This is a genomic window from Streptomyces beijiangensis, assembly GCF_017315755.1.
Classification (GTDB): domain Bacteria; phylum Actinomycetota; class Actinomycetes; order Streptomycetales; family Streptomycetaceae; genus Streptomyces; species Streptomyces beijiangensis.
The window spans coordinates 152,167-172,285 of sequence record NZ_JAFLRJ010000036.1; the positions used below are offsets into that span (position 1 = coordinate 152,167).

The 20,119-nt window shown below is 70.1% G+C and carries 18 protein-coding genes; 8 read left to right on the top strand and 10 right to left on the bottom strand.

What is annotated here, in order from left to right; all coding sequences use genetic code 11:
• Positions 1-217: 217 nt before the first annotated feature.
• The 3 genes from J0695_RS05070 (at position 218) to J0695_RS05080 (ending at position 2,841) form a co-directional block, all read left to right on the top strand.
• The gene (locus tag J0695_RS05070; protein ID WP_206960547.1) at positions 218-580 is read left to right on the top strand and encodes a hypothetical protein; all 363 of its coding nucleotides are present in this window, start codon (positions 218-220) and stop codon (positions 578-580) included.
• Positions 581-744: 164 nt separating this feature from the next.
• The gene (gene arsM, locus J0695_RS05075; protein ID WP_206960548.1) at positions 745-1,605 is read left to right on the top strand and encodes an arsenite methyltransferase; all 861 of its coding nucleotides are present in this window, start codon (positions 745-747) and stop codon (positions 1,603-1,605) included.
• A gap of 75 nt (positions 1,606-1,680) precedes the next feature.
• A complete protein-coding gene (locus tag J0695_RS05080) occupies positions 1,681-2,841 on the top strand; it encodes a hypothetical protein (RefSeq protein WP_206960549.1) in 1,161 nt (386 codons plus the stop codon).
• Positions 2,842-2,883: 42 nt separating this feature from the next.
• On the opposite strand, the gene J0695_RS05085 is transcribed toward J0695_RS05080, so the two are convergent.
• Positions 2,884-6,084, bottom strand: a complete 3,201-nt coding sequence (locus J0695_RS05085) for a glycosyl hydrolase family 95 catalytic domain-containing protein (RefSeq protein ID WP_206960550.1) — start codon at positions 6,082-6,084, stop codon at positions 2,884-2,886.
• 375 nt (positions 6,085-6,459) lie between these two features.
• Here J0695_RS05085 and J0695_RS05090 point away from each other — a divergent pair, with 375 nt between their 5' ends.
• Entirely contained in the window at positions 6,460-7,713 is a 1,254-nt protein-coding gene (locus tag J0695_RS05090) for a cytochrome P450 (protein ID WP_206960551.1), read from the top strand.
• A gap of 36 nt (positions 7,714-7,749) precedes the next feature.
• Here the strand turns inward: J0695_RS05090 and J0695_RS05095 are convergent, their stop codons facing one another.
• Entirely contained in the window at positions 7,750-8,343 is a 594-nt protein-coding gene (locus J0695_RS05095; RefSeq protein WP_206960553.1) for a TetR/AcrR family transcriptional regulator, read from the bottom strand.
• Positions 8,344-8,445: 102 nt separating this feature from the next.
• Here J0695_RS05095 and J0695_RS05100 point away from each other — a divergent pair, with 102 nt between their 5' ends.
• Positions 8,446-9,291 carry a class I SAM-dependent methyltransferase gene (locus tag J0695_RS05100; RefSeq protein WP_206960555.1) on the top strand — a complete coding sequence of 282 codons (846 nt, stop codon included), beginning with the start codon at positions 8,446-8,448 and terminating at the stop codon, positions 9,289-9,291.
• Here J0695_RS05100 and J0695_RS05105 read toward each other — a convergent pair.
• From J0695_RS05105 to J0695_RS05115, 4 genes are all read right to left on the bottom strand, one after another.
• Entirely contained in the window at positions 9,288-10,511 is a 1,224-nt protein-coding gene (locus J0695_RS05105; RefSeq protein WP_206960558.1) for a cytochrome P450, read from the bottom strand. The genes J0695_RS05100 and J0695_RS05105 overlap by 4 nt on opposite strands.
• A 65-nt stretch (positions 10,512-10,576) precedes the next feature.
• Positions 10,577-10,663, bottom strand: a complete 87-nt coding sequence (locus J0695_RS46350; RefSeq protein ID WP_461696010.1) for a hyalucidin A family RiPP precursor — start codon at positions 10,661-10,663, stop codon at positions 10,577-10,579.
• 6 nt (positions 10,664-10,669) lie between these two features.
• The gene (locus J0695_RS05110) at positions 10,670-11,923 is read right to left on the bottom strand and encodes a cytochrome P450 (protein ID WP_206960560.1); all 1,254 of its coding nucleotides are present in this window, start codon (positions 11,921-11,923) and stop codon (positions 10,670-10,672) included.
• Between the two features lie 497 nt (positions 11,924-12,420).
• Positions 12,421-12,837, bottom strand: coding sequence for a Fur family transcriptional regulator (locus J0695_RS05115; protein ID WP_206960563.1), 417 nt, complete (start codon positions 12,835-12,837; stop codon positions 12,421-12,423).
• A gap of 259 nt (positions 12,838-13,096) precedes the next feature.
• Here J0695_RS05115 and katG point away from each other — a divergent pair, with 259 nt between their 5' ends.
• The 3 genes from katG to J0695_RS05130 all read left to right on the top strand — a co-directional run bounded on the left by katG (position 13,097) and on the right by J0695_RS05130 (position 18,185).
• Positions 13,097-15,313, top strand: coding sequence for a catalase/peroxidase HPI (gene katG, locus J0695_RS05120; RefSeq protein ID WP_206960567.1), 2,217 nt, complete (start codon positions 13,097-13,099; stop codon positions 15,311-15,313).
• Positions 15,314-15,590: 277 nt separating this feature from the next.
• Positions 15,591-17,444, top strand: coding sequence for an asparagine synthase (glutamine-hydrolyzing) (gene asnB / locus J0695_RS05125; RefSeq protein ID WP_206960568.1), 1,854 nt, complete (start codon positions 15,591-15,593; stop codon positions 17,442-17,444).
• Positions 17,445-17,567: 123 nt separating this feature from the next.
• On the top strand, positions 17,568-18,185 hold the full coding sequence (locus tag J0695_RS05130) for a VOC family protein (protein WP_206960570.1): 618 nt from the start codon (positions 17,568-17,570) through the stop codon (positions 18,183-18,185).
• A gap of 28 nt (positions 18,186-18,213) precedes the next feature.
• Here the strand turns inward: J0695_RS05130 and J0695_RS05135 are convergent, their stop codons facing one another.
• The 4 genes from J0695_RS05135 to J0695_RS05150 form a co-directional block, all read right to left on the bottom strand.
• On the bottom strand, positions 18,214-18,366 hold the full coding sequence (locus tag J0695_RS05135; protein WP_206960572.1) for a hypothetical protein: 153 nt from the start codon (positions 18,364-18,366) through the stop codon (positions 18,214-18,216).
• On the bottom strand, positions 18,367-18,504 hold the full coding sequence (locus J0695_RS05140) for a hypothetical protein (RefSeq protein WP_206960573.1): 138 nt from the start codon (positions 18,502-18,504) through the stop codon (positions 18,367-18,369).
• A gap of 230 nt (positions 18,505-18,734) precedes the next feature.
• Positions 18,735-19,136 carry an SHOCT domain-containing protein gene (locus tag J0695_RS05145; protein ID WP_206960574.1) on the bottom strand — a complete coding sequence of 134 codons (402 nt, stop codon included), beginning with the start codon at positions 19,134-19,136 and terminating at the stop codon, positions 18,735-18,737.
• 22 nt (positions 19,137-19,158) lie between these two features.
• Entirely contained in the window at positions 19,159-19,878 is a 720-nt protein-coding gene (locus J0695_RS05150) for an alkyl sulfatase C-terminal domain-containing protein (protein WP_206960577.1), read from the bottom strand.
• Positions 19,879-20,119 lie beyond the last annotated feature (241 nt).

The window sequence follows — 20,119 nt, forward strand, 5'->3', positions numbered from 1 at the left end:
TCCGGGCGAGGGGGCGGGGACGCGCGAGGACCTGCTCGAACACTACGTCCCCCTCGGTACGTCTCCCTGGCGCTACCAGGGGTCCTCCTCGCGGTGTGGACCGCTGATGTACGTGATCGCGGTACGGCGGACCTGGGGAGGATGTCCCGGGGTGGGGCGGGTGGTGACCATGGGCCGGTGACCAACGCACCGGCGGCCGGACGGCTGCGAGAGGGTGATGTGGACCGTGATCGCCGCGGGCCTCGTGGCGCCGGGGAGCGAGGCGCGGGTGATCCTCTACACCGTCCTCGGCGCGGCGTACTCCGCGATCACGTACAGCGCCTACCGGGTGCCCGTCCTGGCGAGCATCCCGGTGGCCCTCCTCGCGCTCAACATGGTCCGTACCCCGGACGTGCCCACCATCCTGGCGGGACTCGAGCGCGAGCGGGTCGAGGATCTGCGCCGCGCCGCCGAGCGCGAACGGGCCCGCATCGCCCGCGAGTTGCAGGCCGGGGCGGCCCGTACGGTCATGGACGCCGCTCCCGACCTTGCACGCGAGGCGCTGCTTCGTGCACCGCTTCCACGACGGCAGGGGCCTTGAACACTTTGGCCGGCTCGGTGGCCCGGTCCTTGTCCGCCTGGCCGAGCACCACAAGCTCTTGATTCGACATGTTTCTATATTGACAAACGTCAATTCAGAGCGCAAGGTTGCATCGAGATGCATCGAAACAGCCCGGTCGAGCCCTGCCATCCAGGAGGCACACCATGAGTGATCAGTCCGCTGACCTGCGCGAGGCCGTTCGTGAGCGATACGCCGCAGCCGCCGTCCAGGTCCAAGAGGGGGTGCGAAGCTCCAGTGGAGCCGATGCTTGCAGCGGGGGCAGCGCCTGTTGCGGCCCGCAGGCGATCGCGGTCGACGCGAACTTCGGATCCACGCTGTACGCAGCCGACGAGCGCGAAGCGCTGCCCGCGGAAGCCGTCGCTGCCTCGCTCGGCTGCGGCAACCCCACCGCCGTCGCCGACCTGCGCGAAGGGGAGCGCGTCCTGGATCTCGGCTCGGGCGGCGGCATCGACGTACTGCTCTCCGCCCGTCGCGTCGGTCCCGCCGGCAAGGTGTACGGGCTGGACATGACCGAGGAGATGCTGACGGTCGCCCTGGCCAACCAGAAGAAGGCCGGCGCCACCAACGTCGAGTTCCTCAAGGGCACCATCGAGGCGATCCCGCTGCCCGCGAACACGATCGACGTCGTGATCTCCAACTGCGTCATCAACCTGTCCACCGACAAGCCGTCCGTTTTCGCGGAGATGTTCCGTGTCGTGGCTCCCGGCGGACGCATCGGCATCTCCGACGTCGTCGCCGACGACGAGCTCACTGCCGCCCAGCGCGCGGAGCGGGGCGACCACGTCGGATGCATCGCGGGGGCACTGTCCTTCGCCGAGTACCGCGAAGGGCTGGCCGCGGCCGGATTCACGGACATCGAACTCACCCCGGCCCATGCCGTCGCCGACGGCATGCACTCCGCCATCGTCCGCGCAGGCAAGCCGGCCGCCACTCCTGGCGCCGCCGCTCACCTGCCGGCCGCCGAGGCCGAGGGCACCTCCTGCTGTGGTGGAAGCGGCTGCTGATCGGACCCGGCGCTGCCTTTCCGGCAGGGCGTCGGGCCATACTGGTCGGGCCCCGACAACCCACAGAACGAGTCCATGGCCAAGAACAGCACCTCATCGACCACCGTCCCCGACACCGCGTGGCTGGGGCGCGGGCGCCATTTCGGGCCCGAGCCCGAGCAGGACGTCAGACGTAATCTGATCGCCCTCAAGGCGGCCGGGGTGCTCGACGACTTCCTGGATCTCGACCCCGTCGAGGCGGCCCGCTCCACCGTCCTGCACCCCCTGGACGAGTCCGCCGACCCCGGTCCGGCGGCCCGCCGTGTCTTCGAGGCCCGCTGGCGGGTGGGCGGCGACATCACGGTGCGCGCACAGCTCACCACGTACGACCCCGAGAGTCGCCGCAAGGAAGGCGAGGGCGTCGCCTGGATCCTGGCGGCCGAGGCGGTACGGACGTGGGACGCGCACTGGCCCTCGCCCGCCACCATGTTCTGGCCGGACAGCGACCGGGTCGCCTGGGACCACGACACGGTGCCCGACGTCCGTCTGCGGACGACGAACCACCTGCCGAAGGACGACGACGAGCTGCGCCGCCGGCTGCGGGACTGCGCCCGGCAGAGCTGGTGCATCCATGTCGTCGTGCACGAGGCGATGACGCCGGACGCGAGGGGCCAGAAGCCGATCTCGGCGTTTCTGCCGCCGAGTCTGCGGCACCGGGTGGTCGAGCACCGGGGCACGCCGGAGCAGGCGCAGATCGCCGATTTCGCTTTGAAGAAGGAGCTGAGCGTACGGCTGCCGCGCGGCGGTGCCGTCGTCCTGCCCGCGTCACCGCAGGGCCCGGGTTACGAAGCGGATCGTTTCACCGTGCGCAGCGTCTTCCTGGACGGCTCGGAACCGGCCGAACTCATCGACAGGATCAAGGAGTTCGCGGCGCTGCCCCGGCCGCTGCCGGCCGACGCCGAGCGGGCCCTGACGCGGCTGCGCCAGGGCTGGCACCTGCTCACCCCGGACGAGGAGCTGGTCCACGCCCAGGGCATGGTCGCCAAGTACGCCGAGGCGCTCGATGCCATGACGAACTCCCGTGACCGGTACCGCGAGGCGGCCGAGGCGGCGCACGCCGCGCTGGCCGAGGCGACCGGCGGCAGTGGTCCGACGGGGCTGCCCCGGCCATCCGCACCGGGGCAGACCAGGGCGGACGGCTCGCCGCTGAACGCCCTCACGAAGGCGTTCGGCCGCTTCCGGGACCCGAACAAGTAGGGCGCGCCCAAGTAGGGCGCGCCCGGCGAGCCGTCCCGGCCGTCAGGACTTGGCCGGCTTCACCTTCCTGTCGGCACCGTTCACTCGTACGGTGACCTTCTTCCGCGTCTTCACCCGGTCGGCCACGATCGAGTACGACGTGACCTTCCCGTCCCGCCACGCGCAGTTGACCTCGTAACCGCCACGCGCGCGCAGCCCGGTGAAGGACCCCTCGGCCTTCCAGCCGTCCGGCAGGGCGGGCAGCAGCTGGATGACGCCGTTGTGGCTCTGCAGGAGCATCTCCGCCACCGCGCCCGAGATGCCGAAGTTGCCGTCCATCTGGAAGGGCGGGTGGTTGCAGAACAGGTTGGGCAGCGTGTTGTACGTCAGCAGCCCGCGCAGCATGATCTGGGCGCGATGCCCGTCACCGAGACGTGCGAAGAGTGCCGCCCGCCAGGGCCAGGTCCACGAGCGGCGGCTGTCGCCCGAGACCGTCGCGGCCGTGAAGGGGACACCTTCCTTCTCGCCGCAACGGGCCTTGAGCGAGACGAGGGCCGCAGCCGCGAAGTCCGGCTTCTGCGGGGTGATCTGCCGGCCCGGATAGACCGCGAAGAGGTGCGAGGTGTGACGGTGGATGTCGGCGGGGTCGTCGATATCCTCCTGCCACTCCTGCAGCTGACCCCACTTGCCGATCCTGTTCGGCGCCAGCCGCGCCTGCATGTCGGTGACCTTGGCGCGATATGCGGGATCCGTGCCGAGCGCCGCCTCGCAGTCGAGGTAGTTCTGGAACAGGTCCCAGATGATCTGCTGGTCGTACATGACGCCGTCCTCGCGCGGCCCGTGCTCCGGCGACCAGCCGTCGGGCGAGACCAGTAGTCCGTCAGCGCGCTCCTTGAGCTGGTCCTCCCAGAACTCGCAGATCTCCTTGATCATCGGGTAGGCGACGGAACGGAGATACGTCATGTCCTGGGTGAACGCCCAGTGCTCGTACAGGTGTTGCGCGTACCAGGCGCTCGCGACGGTGTTCCATTCCCATGCGTTCCCGCCGAAGACGCTCTGGCTGGTGCGGGCGGTCCAGCCGCGCGTGTCCTGGCCGAAGGCGTTGCGGGTCGCCACGCGGCTGGGCACCGCCACCTGCCGGATGAACCCGACGAGTGCCTCATGGCACTCCGACAGATTCGTCGTCTCGGCCCCCCAGTAGTTCATCTGGACATTGATGTTGGTGTGGTAGTCGGAGGCCCACGCCGGTTGGTTGCTGTCGTTCCAGAGGCCCTGGAGGTTGGCGGGCAGGCCGTTCGGGCGGGAGCAGCTGGCCAGCAGGTACCGGCTGAAGTCGAACATCGTCTGTTCGAGGGTCGGGTCCTGCCCGCCCGCCGCGTAACGCGCCAGCCGGGCATCGGTCGGCAGGGCGACGACGGCGTCGGAGGACGTGCCCCAGGCGACGGCGACGCGGTTCATCACGGCACGCATCTCGGCGGTGTGCTCGTCGCGCAGGGAGCCGTAGGTGCGGGCGGCCGCCGCGGCGAGCGACTTGGCGACGAGCGGTTGCGGATCGGCCCCGCGCCATCCGGCGGCGGCGTCCAGCTTGTAGTCCGTACGGGCGTCGAGGAGCAGCGTCAGAGTCGTGCAGCCGCTGAAGCGGAGCACGGACCCGTCGGTCCGGAAGTCGCCGTCCGTGTGCACGGCCTGGACGGTGCACGCGTGCTTCAGGCCGTTGCCCATCACACCGTGGAAGGAGATCCGCCGGGCGCCGGCGTCGGCGGTCGTCGGGGACTCCGCCTGTCCGGACGTCAGGGAGATCGCTCCGGAGAGGCCGTGGGCGGTGTCCGATGTGTACCGGAGAACCATGACGTCGGCGGACCGGCCGGCGAAGGCCTCCCGCACGACGTGCCGGCCCGGCGCGCCGAAACGGGTGACGTGCACGCCTTCGACGAAGTCGAGGGTGCGCTGGTAGTCGACGACCGCGCGCTGTGCGCGTGTGTCGAAGTCCTTGCCCTGGAGGGCGATCTCCGCGATCTGGAAGCCTGCCGAGGGCGCTCCCGGGGTCAGGGAGAGCCGGTAGGCGCGGTAGGCCGCGCTGTTGGTGAGCTGAAAGGTACGGGTCTCGCCGCGGCCCGCGAAGGGCGCCCCGGGGCTCTGCGTGTCGAGGGTCACCCAGGCGCTGCCGTCCTGCGACGCCTCGAGGACCCAGCTCCGTGGGTCGTCCTGCGGACGGTCCGGGGCTGCCGTCAGCGTGTACGAGGTGACGGCGGCCTGGCGGGGGAGATCGGACTGCCATACGACCTTCGCCGCGCCGGCGCCGACCCGCCAGACCGTGGCCGGATCACGGTCCACCGAGCTCGATATGTCCGTGGCCCGGGACCCGGTCCCGGCACCCGACCCCTCGGAGTGCCCGCTCGGCGACGACAGGTACATCGAACCGCGCCCGCCCAGGTCGACACCGGACAGACCGATCTCGCCCACCTGGAAGTGGCTGACACCCGCTTTCGGGACGAAGTCGAACCGGAACCAGCGGTAGGCCGCGGTGCCGGCGCAGGTGAATTCCTTCGTCTGGAGGCGGCTCTCGAACGGCGTCGCCAGGGAGCGGCTGTCCAGCGTGGTCCACGTGGTGCCGTCGGTGGAGCCGGAGAGTGTCCACTGCTGTGGGTCGCGGTCCGGCACGTCGTTGGCGCTCGTCAGCCGGTAGGTCCCGACCGCGACGGGGTCGGGCAGCTCGACCTGCCACTGCACCTTCGAACCGGGGCCCACGATGCACCACTTGGTGCCGGGGTCGCCGTCGCACGTCTTGTCGACGCCCTCGGACGCGGAGGTGGCGTACGGTCCCCCCGGAGCGGTGACCTTCGGGCGGGCGGCGAAGGTGACGACGAGGTCGCCGAAGGTCCCGTACGCCCCGAAGCCGGTCATGCTGGTGTCGAAATCGCCGTCCGGCTTGCCCGCGAGGGCGTTGTCGTAGTTGTTGACGCCGCCCCACAGGCTCTGTTCGTTGAACTGGATGCGCTCCTCGTCAGGGTCGGCGAAGAGCATGGCGCCGAGTCTGCCGTTGCCGATCGGCAGGGCCTGCGACTGCCAGTCCACGGCAGGGACGGGGTACTTGAGCGCCTTGCGGGACAACTTCGGCCACTGGACGGCCGTCGGCGCGGCAGCCGCGGCGACGGCCTGTCCCACACCGGCCCCGCCGGCCACCTGAGTGAGCAGCGGTGCCATGGCGAGTGCACCGCTGAACTTGAGGACGCTCCGGCGCTGCGGTGCGGAATCCTGGGGCACGTTGAGACCTCTCGACATATTGGTCGGTGCTTTTGTGCGGAATGGCAACGACCGCATCGCCATTCGCGAAGATTTCGCCATCTTTTCGGTGGAGAGATCGGGTGTCTAGAGGTGTGCAGTGCTGTCTCAACTGGCTTTGCACGGAGCCTGCCTCGCGCGCGGGGGTCCCGGCCGATGCCGGCCATCGAAGATCGCCCTGGTGGAGGGCGCGGACGGGTGCGCGCGGGGCACTGTGTAGCGTCGGCGGTCTCCCGGGTTCTGCCCCGGGACGCAGTCACACGCACCGTCCGTCACGTCGGCACTCGCCCGTTCCGCGATTCCGCGCCTTCTGTCCATCCCTTGGAGTGCACGTTGAGGACGACGTTCCGTTCTCGTATGACCGCCCGGATCGGGCGCGCCTATCTGTCCAGGCTCCAGCAGCGCGGACTCGGCCCCTCCACCATCAGACTGCTGCCCGCGGATCTGCTGATGCTGATGCGCCGGGACGGGATGGACCCCGTGGACAGACTGGCCAGGGTGCGGGCGAACGCGCCGGTGTCCAAGGTCTCGCTGCCGTTCGGCATGGACGCCTGGGTCGTCACGGGCTACGAGGAGTCGAGAGCGGTCCTCGGCGCGGCGGACGCCTTCAGCACCGACTTCGCCCACCTCGCCGCGAACGCCGGGGTGACTGCGGAACAGGCCCCGGGAGGGCTGGGCTTCAGCGATCCTCCCGTACACACCAGGCTCCGGCGCATCCTCACCCCCGAGTTCACGATGCGAAGGCTGCGGCGCCTGGCGCCCAGGATCGAGGCCATCGTGGAGGAGCGCCTCGACGCGATGGACGCCCGGCAGGGCCCCGTCGACCTGGTGCAGGAGTTCGCGCTGCCGATCCCCTCCCTGACGATCTGCGAACTGCTCGGCGTGCCCTACGAGGACCGCCACGACTTCCAGCAGCTGGCCATGGACCGCTTCGACCTCGCCGCCGGATCGACCGCACCCTTCGGCGCGATGTCGGCCTCGCTCGCCTACTTCCGGGACGTCGTCAAGAAGCAGCGTGCGGAGCCGGGAGACGGCCTGCTCGGCATGATCGTGCGCGAGCACGGCGACAGCGTCGGCGACGAGGAACTCGCCGGTCTCGCCGACGGGGTGCTCACCGGCGGATTCGAGACGACCGCCAGCACTCTCGCGCTGGGCTCGCTCGTACTGCTGCGGGACCAGGACCTCTTCGGGCGAATACGGACCGAAGAGGCGATGACCGCCCCCTTTGTCGAAGAAGTACTGCGCTACCTCACCGCGGTGCAGATCGCCTTCCCCCGGTTCGCCCGCCAGGACATCGAGATAGCCGGGCAGGTCATCCCCCAGGGGGACATGGTCCTGTGCTCCCTGAGCGGCGCCAACCGCGACCCCTCGTACACCGCGGACGGCGGCCGCTTCGACCCGCACCGCGACACCACCGGGCATCTCGCCTTCGGTTACGGAATCCACCGCTGCATCGGCGCCGAACTGGCGCGCATGGAACTACGGTCCGCCTATCCGGCCCTGGTGCGCAGGTTCCCGCAGCTGCGTCTCGCCGTCCCGCCCCAGGACCTGGCCTTCCGCAAACTGTCGATCGTGTACGGCATCGAGTCGCTTCCGGTGCACCTGCGCTGAGTCCGGCAGACCTGCCACGGGGATTCCCCGCGGAGGCTACGGCCGTAGGGCGGTCGCGAGGACGGAGACCAGTTGCCCGGCCCGCTCCCGTGCGTCCTGCTTGTCGTGCCCGCTGGTCATCAGCAGGTGGTGGACCGTCCCGACCAGGGCCAGTGCGACGGCTCCCGTCTCGGCATGTTCCGCGACCCGTCCGCCCTGTCGTTCCGCGTCCAGGTACCCGGTGATCGCCTCCTGGATCGAGGCGAAGCCCGGCGCACCGCCCTCCAGCGCCTCATGGACGCGCAGGGACGCCCCGGGGCGGGTGAGCGCGAGCCCGGCGACCGTGGGGCCGGCCGACGACAGCAGGGTGAGGGCGACCGCGAGGAGATTCTCCGCCACGGTGTCGTGCCCGACCCGCCCGTGGAGCTCTTCGGCATGGAGCGCCGCGCGGGCGAACCGGTCGAGGACCAGCTCGGCCACGAATTCGTCCAGCCCGGCGAAGTGCGCGTGCAGAAGGCCCTTGGCACAGCCCGCCTCGCCGGTGATCGCCCTGCTCGTCAGGGCTCCCGGCCCCTCGCGCTCCAGTACCCGCTCCGCAGCGCTGAACAGCAGCTCACGGACGTCTGGAGTCGCTACCCCGCGCGGTGACATAGGCCCTCTCTCCGTAACGGCATTGCCAGTATGGGCGTCCGCCCATACTGTTGATGGGCAGGCGCCCATACTAATGCCGCGCCGATACACCAGGGAGCACCCATGCGACGCATCGCCAACTCAGAGCAGGAGCAGGCGTGGAACGGTTACGAGGGCACGTACTGGGCCACGCACCAGGACCGCTGGGACAGCGTCAACGCCGGTTTCAATGCCCCGCTGTTCGCCGCTGCCTCGATCGCCGAAGGGGACCGCGTCCTGGACATCGGCTGCGGGGCCGGGTTCACGACGCGCCTCGCCGCACGGACGGCGCATGCCGGGCAGGCGCGGGGACTTGACCTGTCGGCACCGATGCTCGCCCGTGCTCGGGAGTCGGCGCAGCGGGAGGGGCTCGACAACGTGGCGTTCGAGCAGGCGGATGCCCAGGTCCATCCGTTCGAGCCCGGTGCCTTCGACGTGGCCATCAGCCGCTACGGAGTGATGTTCTTCGCCGACCCTGTTGCCGCGTTCACGAATATCGCGGGTGCGCTGCGCGCCGAAGGGCGACTGGCGTTCGTCTGCGGTGCCGGCCCCGAGCGCAATGAGTGGCTGACGGCGATGGCATCGCTGCGCGCGCATCTGCCGATGGGGGACCTCGGCACGCCGGGCGGACCCGGCATGTTCTCCCTCAGCGATCCGGAACGCGTCCGGGCGGTCCTGGCGGCGGCTGGATTCGTACACATCACCGTGGAGCGTGCGGAGACGCGCGGCGTCTGGGGTCCGCATGCCGAAGCGACGGCCGACTTCCTGCTGGACTCCGGTCCCGGACGCCATTTGACCCAGCAGGTCGAAGCGGAGGTACGGGAACGGGCCCGCCAGGCCCTCGTGGACGCGCTCCGTCCGTACGAGGACCATGACGCGGTCCGGTTGCGCAGTTCCGCCTGGCTGGTCACCGCCCGGCGCGACAGCTAGCGCACGGCGAGGCTGCCGCGGAAGTTCTCCGGCACCGGTGCGAAGCGGAGGGCCATCGTGAGTTTTTCCGGCCGGTCGACGGTCAGGCGGTAGCGGGTGCACAGCAGATGGCACAGGGCCATCAGCTGGACGGTGCCGATGTTCGCGCCGACGCACTTCTTGGGTGCCCAGCCGAACGGCACGTAGCAGGTGCGGTCCGCAGGGCCGTGCGGTGCACCGGGCAGGAAGCGGTCCGGGTCGAACACGTCGGGCTGCTTCCAGACGCGTTCGTCGCGGTGGATCAGGTGCGGGCTCAGCAGGTACCACTGGCCGGGATCCAGCCGCGTACCGCCCAGGTCGAAACCGAACTTGGACCGCCGTACCAGCAGCAGCGGAGGGCTCCAGAGGCGCAGCACCTCCTTGACGAACCGGTGGGTCACCGGGGCCGCGCTCGTCGGTGACGTACGGAACTCCACCGGGTCCACGGCGCACAGTTCGTCGGCGAGCTGCTTCTGCCACTCGGGGTGGCGGGCGAACTCGTACAGCAGACTCGCGGCGGCGGTGCCGGGCGGGCCGCCGATGGCGGTGAGGACGGCGGTCACCACGTCCAGCGCGCGGTCCATGCCGAGTTGGGGCAGCAGGTCGACGAACGGGTCGGCGAGGTCCAGCTCGCGGGTCCGCTTCCCGCGGGCGCGCTGGCGCAGGACACGGCGGACGACGAGCCCGGAGCGCAACTGGACCGCGATGAAGCGGAGGTGGTACCAGGTGCTGCCCGGGTCGGGAGATATCAGGCGCAGAAGTTTCATCTCCAGGTCCCGGCGGACCAGGTCCTCCTCCCCGGCGGTGAGGCCCGACAGGGCGACGGGCAGCATGGACCGCAGGGCCACGTCCTGGGTGAGCATGACCAGGTCCACATCGTCGCCGAGCCGCGCGTCGATGATCCGTTCCATGCGCTCGATGAGGCGGCCGTGATGCTCCGCCGTGGCGAGCGTGTGCAGTTGGGTGAGCCAGGCGGAGCGGATCTGGCTCCAGCGCACCTCGGCGCTCGGGCGCCGGCGCACCATGTCGATCAGACGGTCGTGCATGACGAACCGGTGCCAGTTCTTGGCGCTGACCCGGCGCGCCGCCTCCGGTTCGAACACACCGAGGCGCGTGTCGTCGACCCAGAAGATGCCGTCCTCTTTCGCGCTGCGCATCCGCATGAAGCGCAGGAAGTCCTCGGGGTGCTGCGGGGTGGTCATCGTGTGCGTTCCCCTCGTGGGGTGGCGGGGAGCCGACCGGTCGTCGGCTCCCCGCGTCGGGCCGGTCAGATGTGGTGGTACAGGTACCAGAAGTATTCGTACTGGCCTCGGATGTTGAGGACCGACTTCGCCTTGAGATACAGCGCGCGCATGCGGGTTCACCCCCCTCCGGGGCAGCCGTCGCGGAAGCTCAGCACCGCGGTGAAGCGCGGCGGAGCCAGCGCCGGGCCCACGTGGGGTCCGCCGCCGTCTGAGGTGACCGACAGGTGCCAGTCACGGGTGATGAGGCCGATGAGGTCTTCGAGGAGCCGCATGGTGACGGTCGCGCCCGCGCACGTGTGCGGTCCGAGCCCGAACGGGAGGTAGGCCGCGTCCGGGGCGGCGGCCGCCCAGCGCTGCGGGACGAACTCGTCCGGCCGCTCCCAGTGCCCGGGGTGCCGGTGCACCAGATAGGTGCAGACGGCGAGTTGGTCCCGCGGGGTCACCGTCGTCCCGCCGAGGTCCTGCACCCTGCTCGGCGTACGCGCGAACAGCCAGGCCACCGGCCATAGGCGCAGGGCCTCGCGTACGGTCCAGCCCGGTTCCGCGGCAGGGGTGCCCGGGTGCGTGCCGAGGAGGTGGAGCGACCAGCCGAGCGCGAAGCCGATCGAACCGACGGAGGCGAACAGGAACGACAGGTAGACCTCGGCGAGTTCACTCGGGTCGGCGAGGTCGCCGCCCCCGTTCGTCTCTCCGCTTCCGTCCCCGGTCCCGTCGCCGTTTCCGTCCAGTACGACGTCGAGCAGGTCCCGGGGTTCGGCCGGGCCCGCGCACTGCCGCTGGTCGCGTTGCCTGGCGCGTATCTCGGCGTGGAGCGTGCTCAGCGCACGGCGCCGGAAGAGCAGCCTGGACGGCGGCGAGTGGCGCCTTCGCGCGCCCGCCAGCACCGAGCGGTTGACGATCTCCTCGACGGTGGCGTGCAGTTGGGCAGGCGCTTCCGGGTGCAGCAGGGCGTCCCGCAGGTGCCGGAAGACGAGAAGATTCCCGGCGTCCGGCCAGACGCTGCTCGGCGCGAGGTGCTCGGCGACCAGGCCGGGCAGTTCCGCCCGCCGCGCGTCGAGGTGCCGGCGCATCAGTGCCCGTGCCGAGCGGCCGATCCGGATCTGTGCGGCGCGCGGTCCGAAGACGCCGTGCCGGGTCCGGTAGAAGTCGGACGTCTCGGCGACGGCGGCGTGCCGGTTGCCCATCACCGCCCTGGCGGTCTCGGGACCGGCCACGCACACCGTGCCGGCGGCCGAGCGCCACACGTCGTGGACGCCGTCGAACTCCGAGGTCAGCAGGGCCAAGGGGTCGACACGGCGGTCGCGTGGAACGTTGCCGCGGGGAGTGCGGGCGTGCTCGCCGTTCTCGTCACGCGTCGCTGACGACTCCATGGTGCCCTCCTTCGTGACCCTGGGAGCCGCTGCGCACCTGGTGCGGTGCGTGTGGCACTCCGGCCGAAGTGCACAGCCTGCTGACACGGGCCGGGTCTGTCGCCCGCTGTGCCACTGAGCGGAACAGCACGCCGGTCGGCGAGGCGTTCCAACCGGTGGTCCGGATCGGTCAGTACGGACAGAGCCGCCACCTGGGCACCACCTCGCGCGTACACCGGTACGGCGGCGCAGCACACCCCCCCCGACCGGGCGGTACGCGGACTCCTGGAGGCCCTTGGCGTACGCGCGGCCGGTGTGCCGGACACGCTGGACGCGCAGGTCGGCCCGTACCGAAGTCTGCTGCCCGGCTGTCTGCCGCTGATCACCGGTCGCCCCCCTGACCGGACTCTCGGTGCCGTCACTTCACGCGGGCGTTCGGCCTCTTCCGGGAGCTGGGGAACCACGCCGGACAGGCCCGCACCCGGCAGAACCGCACGTCCCGATGTCGTACGTCCCGATCATGCGCGGGCGCAGTCCGGGCACAGGCCCCGGTAGGTCACCTCGACCCCGGAGACGGTGAAGCCGAAGCGTTCGGAGGCCGGCAGCTCGGCCAGCGGGTCGCCGCCGGGGTGGACGTCCCGGATGGCGCCGCAGCCCGAGCAGATCAGGTGCTGGTGGGGATGGTGGGCGTTCGGGTCGTAGCGTTTGGCGCGTCCGTCGGTGGCCACCTCGATCACTTCGCCGAGCGAGACGAGCTCGCCGAGGGTGTTGTAGACCGTGGCACGGGAGATCTCCGGCAATCGGGCGGTCGCACGTTCGAGCACTTCGTCCGCGGTGAAGTGGACGTGTTCACCGCCGAGTACCTCTGCGACCACCCGGCGTTGGGCGGTCATGCGCCAGCCTCGTCCGCGCAGACGTTCCAGCAGATCACTCATGGACACCAGCCTCTCTGTGCTTCGTCCGACGAATGACTCGTCCGGGCCTGTCTGTCGTATTGACTTGGACTTCGTCCATCGTAGGATCAGTTCCGGGCTATGGCCAAGGGACAGGGCAGCAGCAGGGGAAAGCGCGTGACTTCAGGAGACGGGTCCGTTCGCCCCGTACATCGGCATCCGGACCGCGAGTCCGGGCCCGGACCGTTCCCTCGTCCGCAGTTCCTGAGCAGCGTGATCCGCCCCGTCCGGAAGGATTCCCATGACCGAGAACCATGACGCGATCGTCACAGACCCGAAGCTGGAGGAGGCCGGGGGCTGCCCCGTCGCGCACGGTCGCGCGCCGCACCCGACCCAGGGCGGGGACAACCGCCAGTGGTGGCCGGAGCGGCTCAACCTGAAGATCCTCGCCAAGAACCCCGCCGCGGCCAACCCCCTCGGCGAGGAATTCGACTACGCCGAGGCGTTCAAGACCCTCGACCTACCGGCAGTGAAGCGGGACATCGCCGAGGTGCTGACGACCTCGCAGGACTGGTGGCCCGCAGACTTCGGCAACTACGGCCCGCTGATGATCCGTATGGCCTGGCACAGCGCCGGTACGTACCGCATCAGCGACGGCCGCGGCGGCGCAGGCTCCGGGCAGCAGCGTTTCGCGCCGCTCAACAGCTGGCCGGACAACGGCAACCTGGACAAGGCCCGCCGTCTGCTGTGGCCGGTCAAGAAGAAGTACGGCCAGAGCATCTCCTGGGCCGACCTTCTGGTCCTCACCGGCAATGTCGCCCTGGAGACGATGGGCTTCAAGACCTTCGGCTTCGCCGGCGGTCGCGCCGACGTGTGGGAGCCCGACGAGGACGTCTACTGGGGCCCGGAGCAGGTCTGGCTGGACGACCAGCGCTACACGGGCGACCGTGAGCTGGAGGACCCGCTTGGCGCGGTCCAGATGGGTCTCATCTACGTCAACCCGGAGGGCCCCAACGGCAACCCGGACCCGATCGCCGCGGCCCGCGACATCCGTGAGACGTTCCTCCGGATGGCGATGAACGACGAGGAGACCGTTGCTCTCATCGCCGGCGGCCACACCTTCGGCAAGACCCACGGCGCGGGTCCCGCCGAGAGTGTCGGCGACGACCCCGAGGCCGCCCCGATGGAGCAGATGGGCTTCGGCTGGAAGAGCACCCACGGCACGGGCAAGGGCGGCGACGCCATCACCAGCGGCCTCGAGGTGACCTGGACCAGCACGCCGACCCAGTGGGGCAACGAGTTCTTCAAGAACCTCTTCGGCTACGAGTGGGAGCTGACCCAGAGCCCCGCCGGTGCCAACCAGTGGGTGGCGAAGAACGCGGAGGCGATCATCCCGGACGCGCACGACGCGTCGAAGAAGAAGCTCCCGACGATGCTCACCACCGACCTCTCGCTTCGCCTCGACCCGGTCTACGAGCAGATCTCGCGGCGCTTCTACGAGAACCCGGATCAGTTCGCGGACGCGTTCGCCCGTGCCTGGTACAAGCTGACGCACCGTGACATGGGTCCGGTCCAGCGCTACCTCGGCCCGGAGGTTCCCTCCGAGGTGCTGCTGTGGCAGGACCCGCTGCCGGTGCGCGATGGCGAGGTCGTCGGCGCCGCGGACATCGCTTCCCTCAAGGAGCAGATCCTCGGCTCGGACCTCACGATCGCGCAGCTCGTCTCCGTCGCCTGGGCCTCGGCCTCCTCCTTCCGTGGCAGCGACAAGCGCGGTGGCGCCAACGGCGCCCGCATCCGCCTCGAGCCGCAGCGCGGCTGGGAGGTCAACAACCCGGACGACCTCGCGCAGGTGCTCCGTACGCTCGAGGGCGTGCAGGAGTCCTTCAACGCGAAGGGCGGCAAGCAGGTCTCCCTGGCCGACCTGATCGTGCTCGCCGGTACCGCGGCCGTGGAGCAGGCGGCCAAGGCCGGCGGCGTCCAGGTCGAGGTGCCGTTCACGCCGGGCCGGGTGGACGCCTCGCAGGAGCAGACGGACGTCGAGGCGTTCGCCGCGCTCGAGCCGAAGGCCGACGGATTCCGCAACTACGTCGGCAAGGGCAACCGGCTGCCGGCCGAGTTCCTGCTGACGGACAAGGCGAACCTGCTCACCGTGAGCGCCCCCGAGCTGACGGTTCTCGTCGGCGGTCTGCGCGTTCTCGGCGCCAACGCGGGCGCAGCGAAGCAGGGCGTCCTCACGGACCGTCCGGGCACGCTGACCAACGACTACTTCGTCAACCTGCTCGACCTCGCCACGGAGTGGAAGTCGACGTCCGACGCGCAGGACGAGTTCGAGGGGCGCGACGCCTCCGGCGCGGTCAAGTGGACCGGTACCCGTGCCGACCTGGTCTTCGGCTCCAACTCCGAGCTGCGCGCGCTCGCGGAGGTCTACGCGAGCGATGACGCGAAGGAGAAGTTCGTGAAGGACTTCGTCGCCGCGTGGGACAAGGTCATGAACCTGGACCGGTTCGACCTCGTCTGACCGTGACGCAAAAGGGGCCGGCCCAGGTGGGCCGGCCCCTTTTGCATCATTGAGTAAGTCTTTGCCCGTGGCCGGAACATGATGGTCCGACTCCGCACCGGCCGGGCGGGGCACGGGCCGCCCCGGACCCGCCCGTCTCCACCTGCCGGGCGCAGGGCCGAAAGCGTGCGGGTGGGAGGCGCGGCCGTGTTGCGGCCCCGTTGACCGTATACGGCCGTCGGACACACGCTTGTTACGTAACTGCTAGATACACCTTGTTTCAAGCAGGAGGTAGCACATGTGTGGCATCACCGGCTGGGTCTCCTTCGCACGTGATCTGCAGGGTGCGTCCGCGTCCGCGACCGTGGACGCGATGACGGAGACGATGTCCTGCCGCGGACCCGACGACCGCGGCACGTTCATCAGCGGTCCGGCCGCTCTCGGGCACCGTCGGCTGGCCATCATCGACCTGCCCGGCGGCCGTCAGCCGATGACGGCCGACACGCCGCAGGGCACGGTCGCTCTCGTCTACTCGGGCGAGACGTACAACTTCACCGAACTGCGCCGCGAACTGACCGGCCGCGGGCACCGGTTCACCACCGAGTCCGACACCGAGGTCGTCCTGCACGGCTACCTGGAGTGGGGCGAAGCGGTCGCGGAGCGCCTCAACGGCATGTACGCGTTCGCCGTCTGGGACGGACGCCACGACAAGCTCGTCATGATCCGCGACCGCATGGGCATCAAGCCCTTCTACTACTACGAGACCCCGGACGGCGTCCTCTTCGGCTCCGAGCCCAAGGCGATCCTGGCCAACCCCCTGGCCCGCGCCCGCGTCGGCATCGACGGGCTGCGGGAGCTCTTCGCCTTCGTCAAGACCCCCGGCCACGCCGTATGGGAGGGCATGCGCGAGGTCGAGCCCGGCACGGTCGTCACGGTGGACAGGGGCGGGCTGCGCCGGCACGTCTACTGGGAGCTGGAGACCCGTCCGCACCCGGACGGCAAGGACGCCACCATCGCCCATGTGCGGGACCTCCTCGACGACATCGTGCGGCGCCAGCTGGTCGCGGACGTACCGCGCTGCACCCTGCTCTCCGGCGGTCTCGACTCCTCGGCGATGACGGCGATAGCCGCCCGCCAGCTGGCCGAGACGGGCGAGAGCGTCCGCAGCTTCGCCGTCGACTTCGTCGGCCAGGCAGACAACTTCGTCGCCGACGAACTGCGCCCCACCGCCGACACCCCTTACGTCCACGACGTCGCACGGGCCTCGGGCACCGACCACCGCGACATCGTGCTCGACTCGCATGCCCTGGCCGATCCCGAGGTGCGGGCCCAGGTGATCCGGGCCAGGGACATTCCGATGGGCTTCGGCGACATGGACGCCTCGCTGTACCTGCTGTTCCGCTCCATCCGCGAGCACTCCACGGTCGCGCTCTCCGGGGAGTCGGCCGACGAGGTGTTCGGCGGCTACCTGCAGTTCTTCGACGAGGACGCCAGGAACGCCAACACCTTCCCCTGGCTGGTGCGCTTCGCCCAGCACTTCGGGGACGACTCCGGCGTGCTGCGGCCCGACCTGACGGCCACCCTCGACCTCCCCTCGTACATCCAGGACAGCTACGACACCGCGGTCGCCGGGATCCGGCGCCTCGACGGCGAGAGCGATTTCGAGTTCCGGATGCGCAAGATCTGCCATCTGCACCTGACCCGCTTCGTCCGCGTCCTGCTCGACCGCAAGGACCGGGCGAGCATGGCCGTCGGACTCGAAGTGCGCGTGCCGTTCTGCGACCACCGTCTCGTCGAGTACGTGTACAACACCCCCTGGTCGCTGAAGTCCTTCGACGGCCGGGAGAAGTCCCTGCTGCGCGAGGCGACGGCGGACGTCCTGCCGCAGTCGGTCTACGACCGGGTCAAGAGCCCCTATCCCTCCACACAGGACCCCAAGTACGCACTCGCCCTGCAGGACCATGCCAAGGACCTGCTCGCGAGGCCTTCGCACCGGGTCTTCGACCTCGTCGACCGGGGCCGGGTCGCGCGGCTGGCGCAGCACGACGGGCCGCAGATCACCCAGGCGTCCCGGCGCGGTCTGGAGCGGACCCTGGATCTCGCGCTGTGGCTCGATCTCTACAAGCCGGAGATCATGCCGTCCGGTTCTTGACGGCACAGGCACCGGCACAGGCACCGGCACAGGCACCGGCACCGGCACCGGCACCGGCACAGGCACAGGCACTGGTCAGGAATCAAGAAGCGCAGGCCCCCGGGCGAACGTAGCGTCTTACCCATGACCTCCATCGAATCCATCACCCTCGACGTGACCGACCCCGCGGCCGCCGGCCGCTTCTACGCCGACGCCTTCGGCCTGGGCGACCAGGTGCGCCTGCGCGCCTCGGAGGCGCCGACGACCGGCTTCCGCGGTTTCACGCTGTCGCTCGTGGTGTCCCAGCCGGGCAACGCGAACGCCCTCATCGACGCCGCCCGGGACGGCGGTGCCACGGTCCTGAAGCCCGCATCGAAGTCGCTCTGGGGCTACGGCGGTGTCGTACAGGCCCCGGACGGGACCATCTGGAAGGTCGCCACCTCGGCGAAGAAGGACACCGAGCCCGTCGCCCGGGAGTTCGGCGAGATGGTGCTCCTAGTGGGGGTCGAGGACATGGCCGCGAGCAAGCAGTTCTACGTCGAGCGCGGTCTCACCGTGGCCAAGAGCTTCGGCCGCAAGTACTGCGAGTTCACCACCCCGTCGAGCGCCGTCAAGCTGGCGCTGTACGGGCGCAAGGCCCTGGCCAAGGACGCCGGCGTACCTGCCGACGGGACCGGATCGCACCGGATCGCGATCGGCAGCCAGGCCGGACCCTTCACCGACCCGGACGGGTTCGCCTGGGAGGGTCCCGCCGGGAGCTGAACGGCGCGGCAGCGGGCACCGGCGCGTTCTACGCCGGCAGCAGCGCGGTGCCCATCTCGTCGAGGCGGTCCGCGAGGTCGGTGCGCTCGCCCGTGACGCCGGTACGGGCCGCGTTGTCGACGACCGTGAGCACCGCGAGGACGATGATCCTGGCCTCGGCCGTCTCCGGCCCGGGCCGCAATCACAGCGTGTCGTACTCCCGCTGTGTCTGCCGTGCCGTCCGCTGGTCCTTCTCGGGCAGCTGGTCGAGCTCCCCGATCAGCAGACCGATCAAGTGGCTCTCGCGCGGGGTGCCGGGGCGGGCCAGGGCCTGTTCCATACCCGCCCTGCGCTCTTGGCCAGCCCGCGTGACGGCGGCGACGAGAAGATCCGTCCGATGTCGTCGGTGCTCACCGACTGGAAGCCCCGCTCGTCGAAGAGCCGGATCGCCTCGACGAGAAGGCGATCCTGTCGTCCTTCGCGGGCCGCATCGACCCCGCCCCACCAAGCCCGACGGCCGGGCCCCTGCAAGGGTGCGGGGGCCCGGCCGTCGTCATTCCGTCGTTCCCGTCAGACCAGGAACTTCGCCTTCGCCTGCTGGAACTCCTCGTCGCTGAGCACGCCCTTCTCCTTGAGATCGGCGAGCTTGGCGAGTTCGTCCGCCTTCGACGAGGAGGCGCCGTCCGACGATCCGGCGGCATCGCGTACGTATTCCTTGAACGCGGCGTCCCGGTCCTTGGCCTGCTTGACGTCGCGTTCGCCCATCGACCTGCCCCGGACGATCACGTAGATGAGCACGCCCAGGTAGGGCAGGAGCAGCGTCAGGATCAGCCAGCCGGCCTTGCCCCAGCCACTGAGGTCATGGCTGCGGAAGATGTCGCCGATCACCTTGAAGAGGAGGAACAGCCACATGATCCAGAGGAAGAACCACAGCATGGTCCAGAACAGGTTGAGCAGCGGGTAGTCGTCCACGGTGAGCTCCTTGGTGCCGTACTCAGGGGGTGACGATGGGGAAGTCGGGGTCGAACTCGTCGAGGAGTCCGGCGAGGGTCCGCAGAGCACCTCCGTCGCCTTCGAGCTTGATCTTTCCGGCCTTGGCGAGCTGCCCCGCTGCGGCCGGTTTCAGCCGGACGCCCACGAGGGTGGCCTTGGGTCCTGTGACAGTGAGCTGGGTGTCGGGGGATGCCCCGCGCCGGGCGTTGGGCACGCCGCGACGGACCCCCATGGTCCAGGTCTCGTCGGTCTCGGTGGAGTCCGGACGGGCGGCCTCGACGGGCGGTTGCGGGTGGAGCGAGACCGGGTCGCCGTCCCGGTCGTCGCCCCACCGCTCCAGCGTCTCGTCGAGACAGCGGGCGAAGTTGCGGGCGTCACGGGTACGGGCCCCGCGCGGCGTCTGGATGTTGTGCAGCGAGTGGTTGGCATTCTCCGCACACGTCAGGGCCCCGAGCTGCGGGGGCCAGATGTGCATCTCCTCGGGCGCCTCGGTGTCCGGGGCGTAGAGGAACTCGAACTCGAGGCCACCCTTGCGGATCAGCTGGGACTGCCGCCACAGGCTCGGGTTCACGGAGTCCGGCGCGGGGGCGTCATCGGCGATGGAGTCGTCCCGGGAGGCGTCGAAGATGACCCGGCCGTCCGCGCTGTACAGCTTGTCGGGGAAGGGGGTGATGAAGCCGCGGTCGCTGTCGGCGAATTCCTGCCGGGGTAGGTAGGCCACAGCAAACCCCTCCTGTTCCGTCGCGGCCGACGGCCAGTCACCTGACTGGCGGGCCGCGAGCGTGCGTCTGCGCTAGAGCCTGGTGCGCCGACGGCCGCCCGGCGATGCGGGCGGGCCATTCAGGTGACACCGGGGTCCGGCAGGGGAGGGGACATGCGTGACGCGCCGGACCCGGTGGGGGCCGACGCGCCGCGAAGTGTACGAAGGAACAGGGTCAGCTCTTGCGGGTGTTGATCTCGTT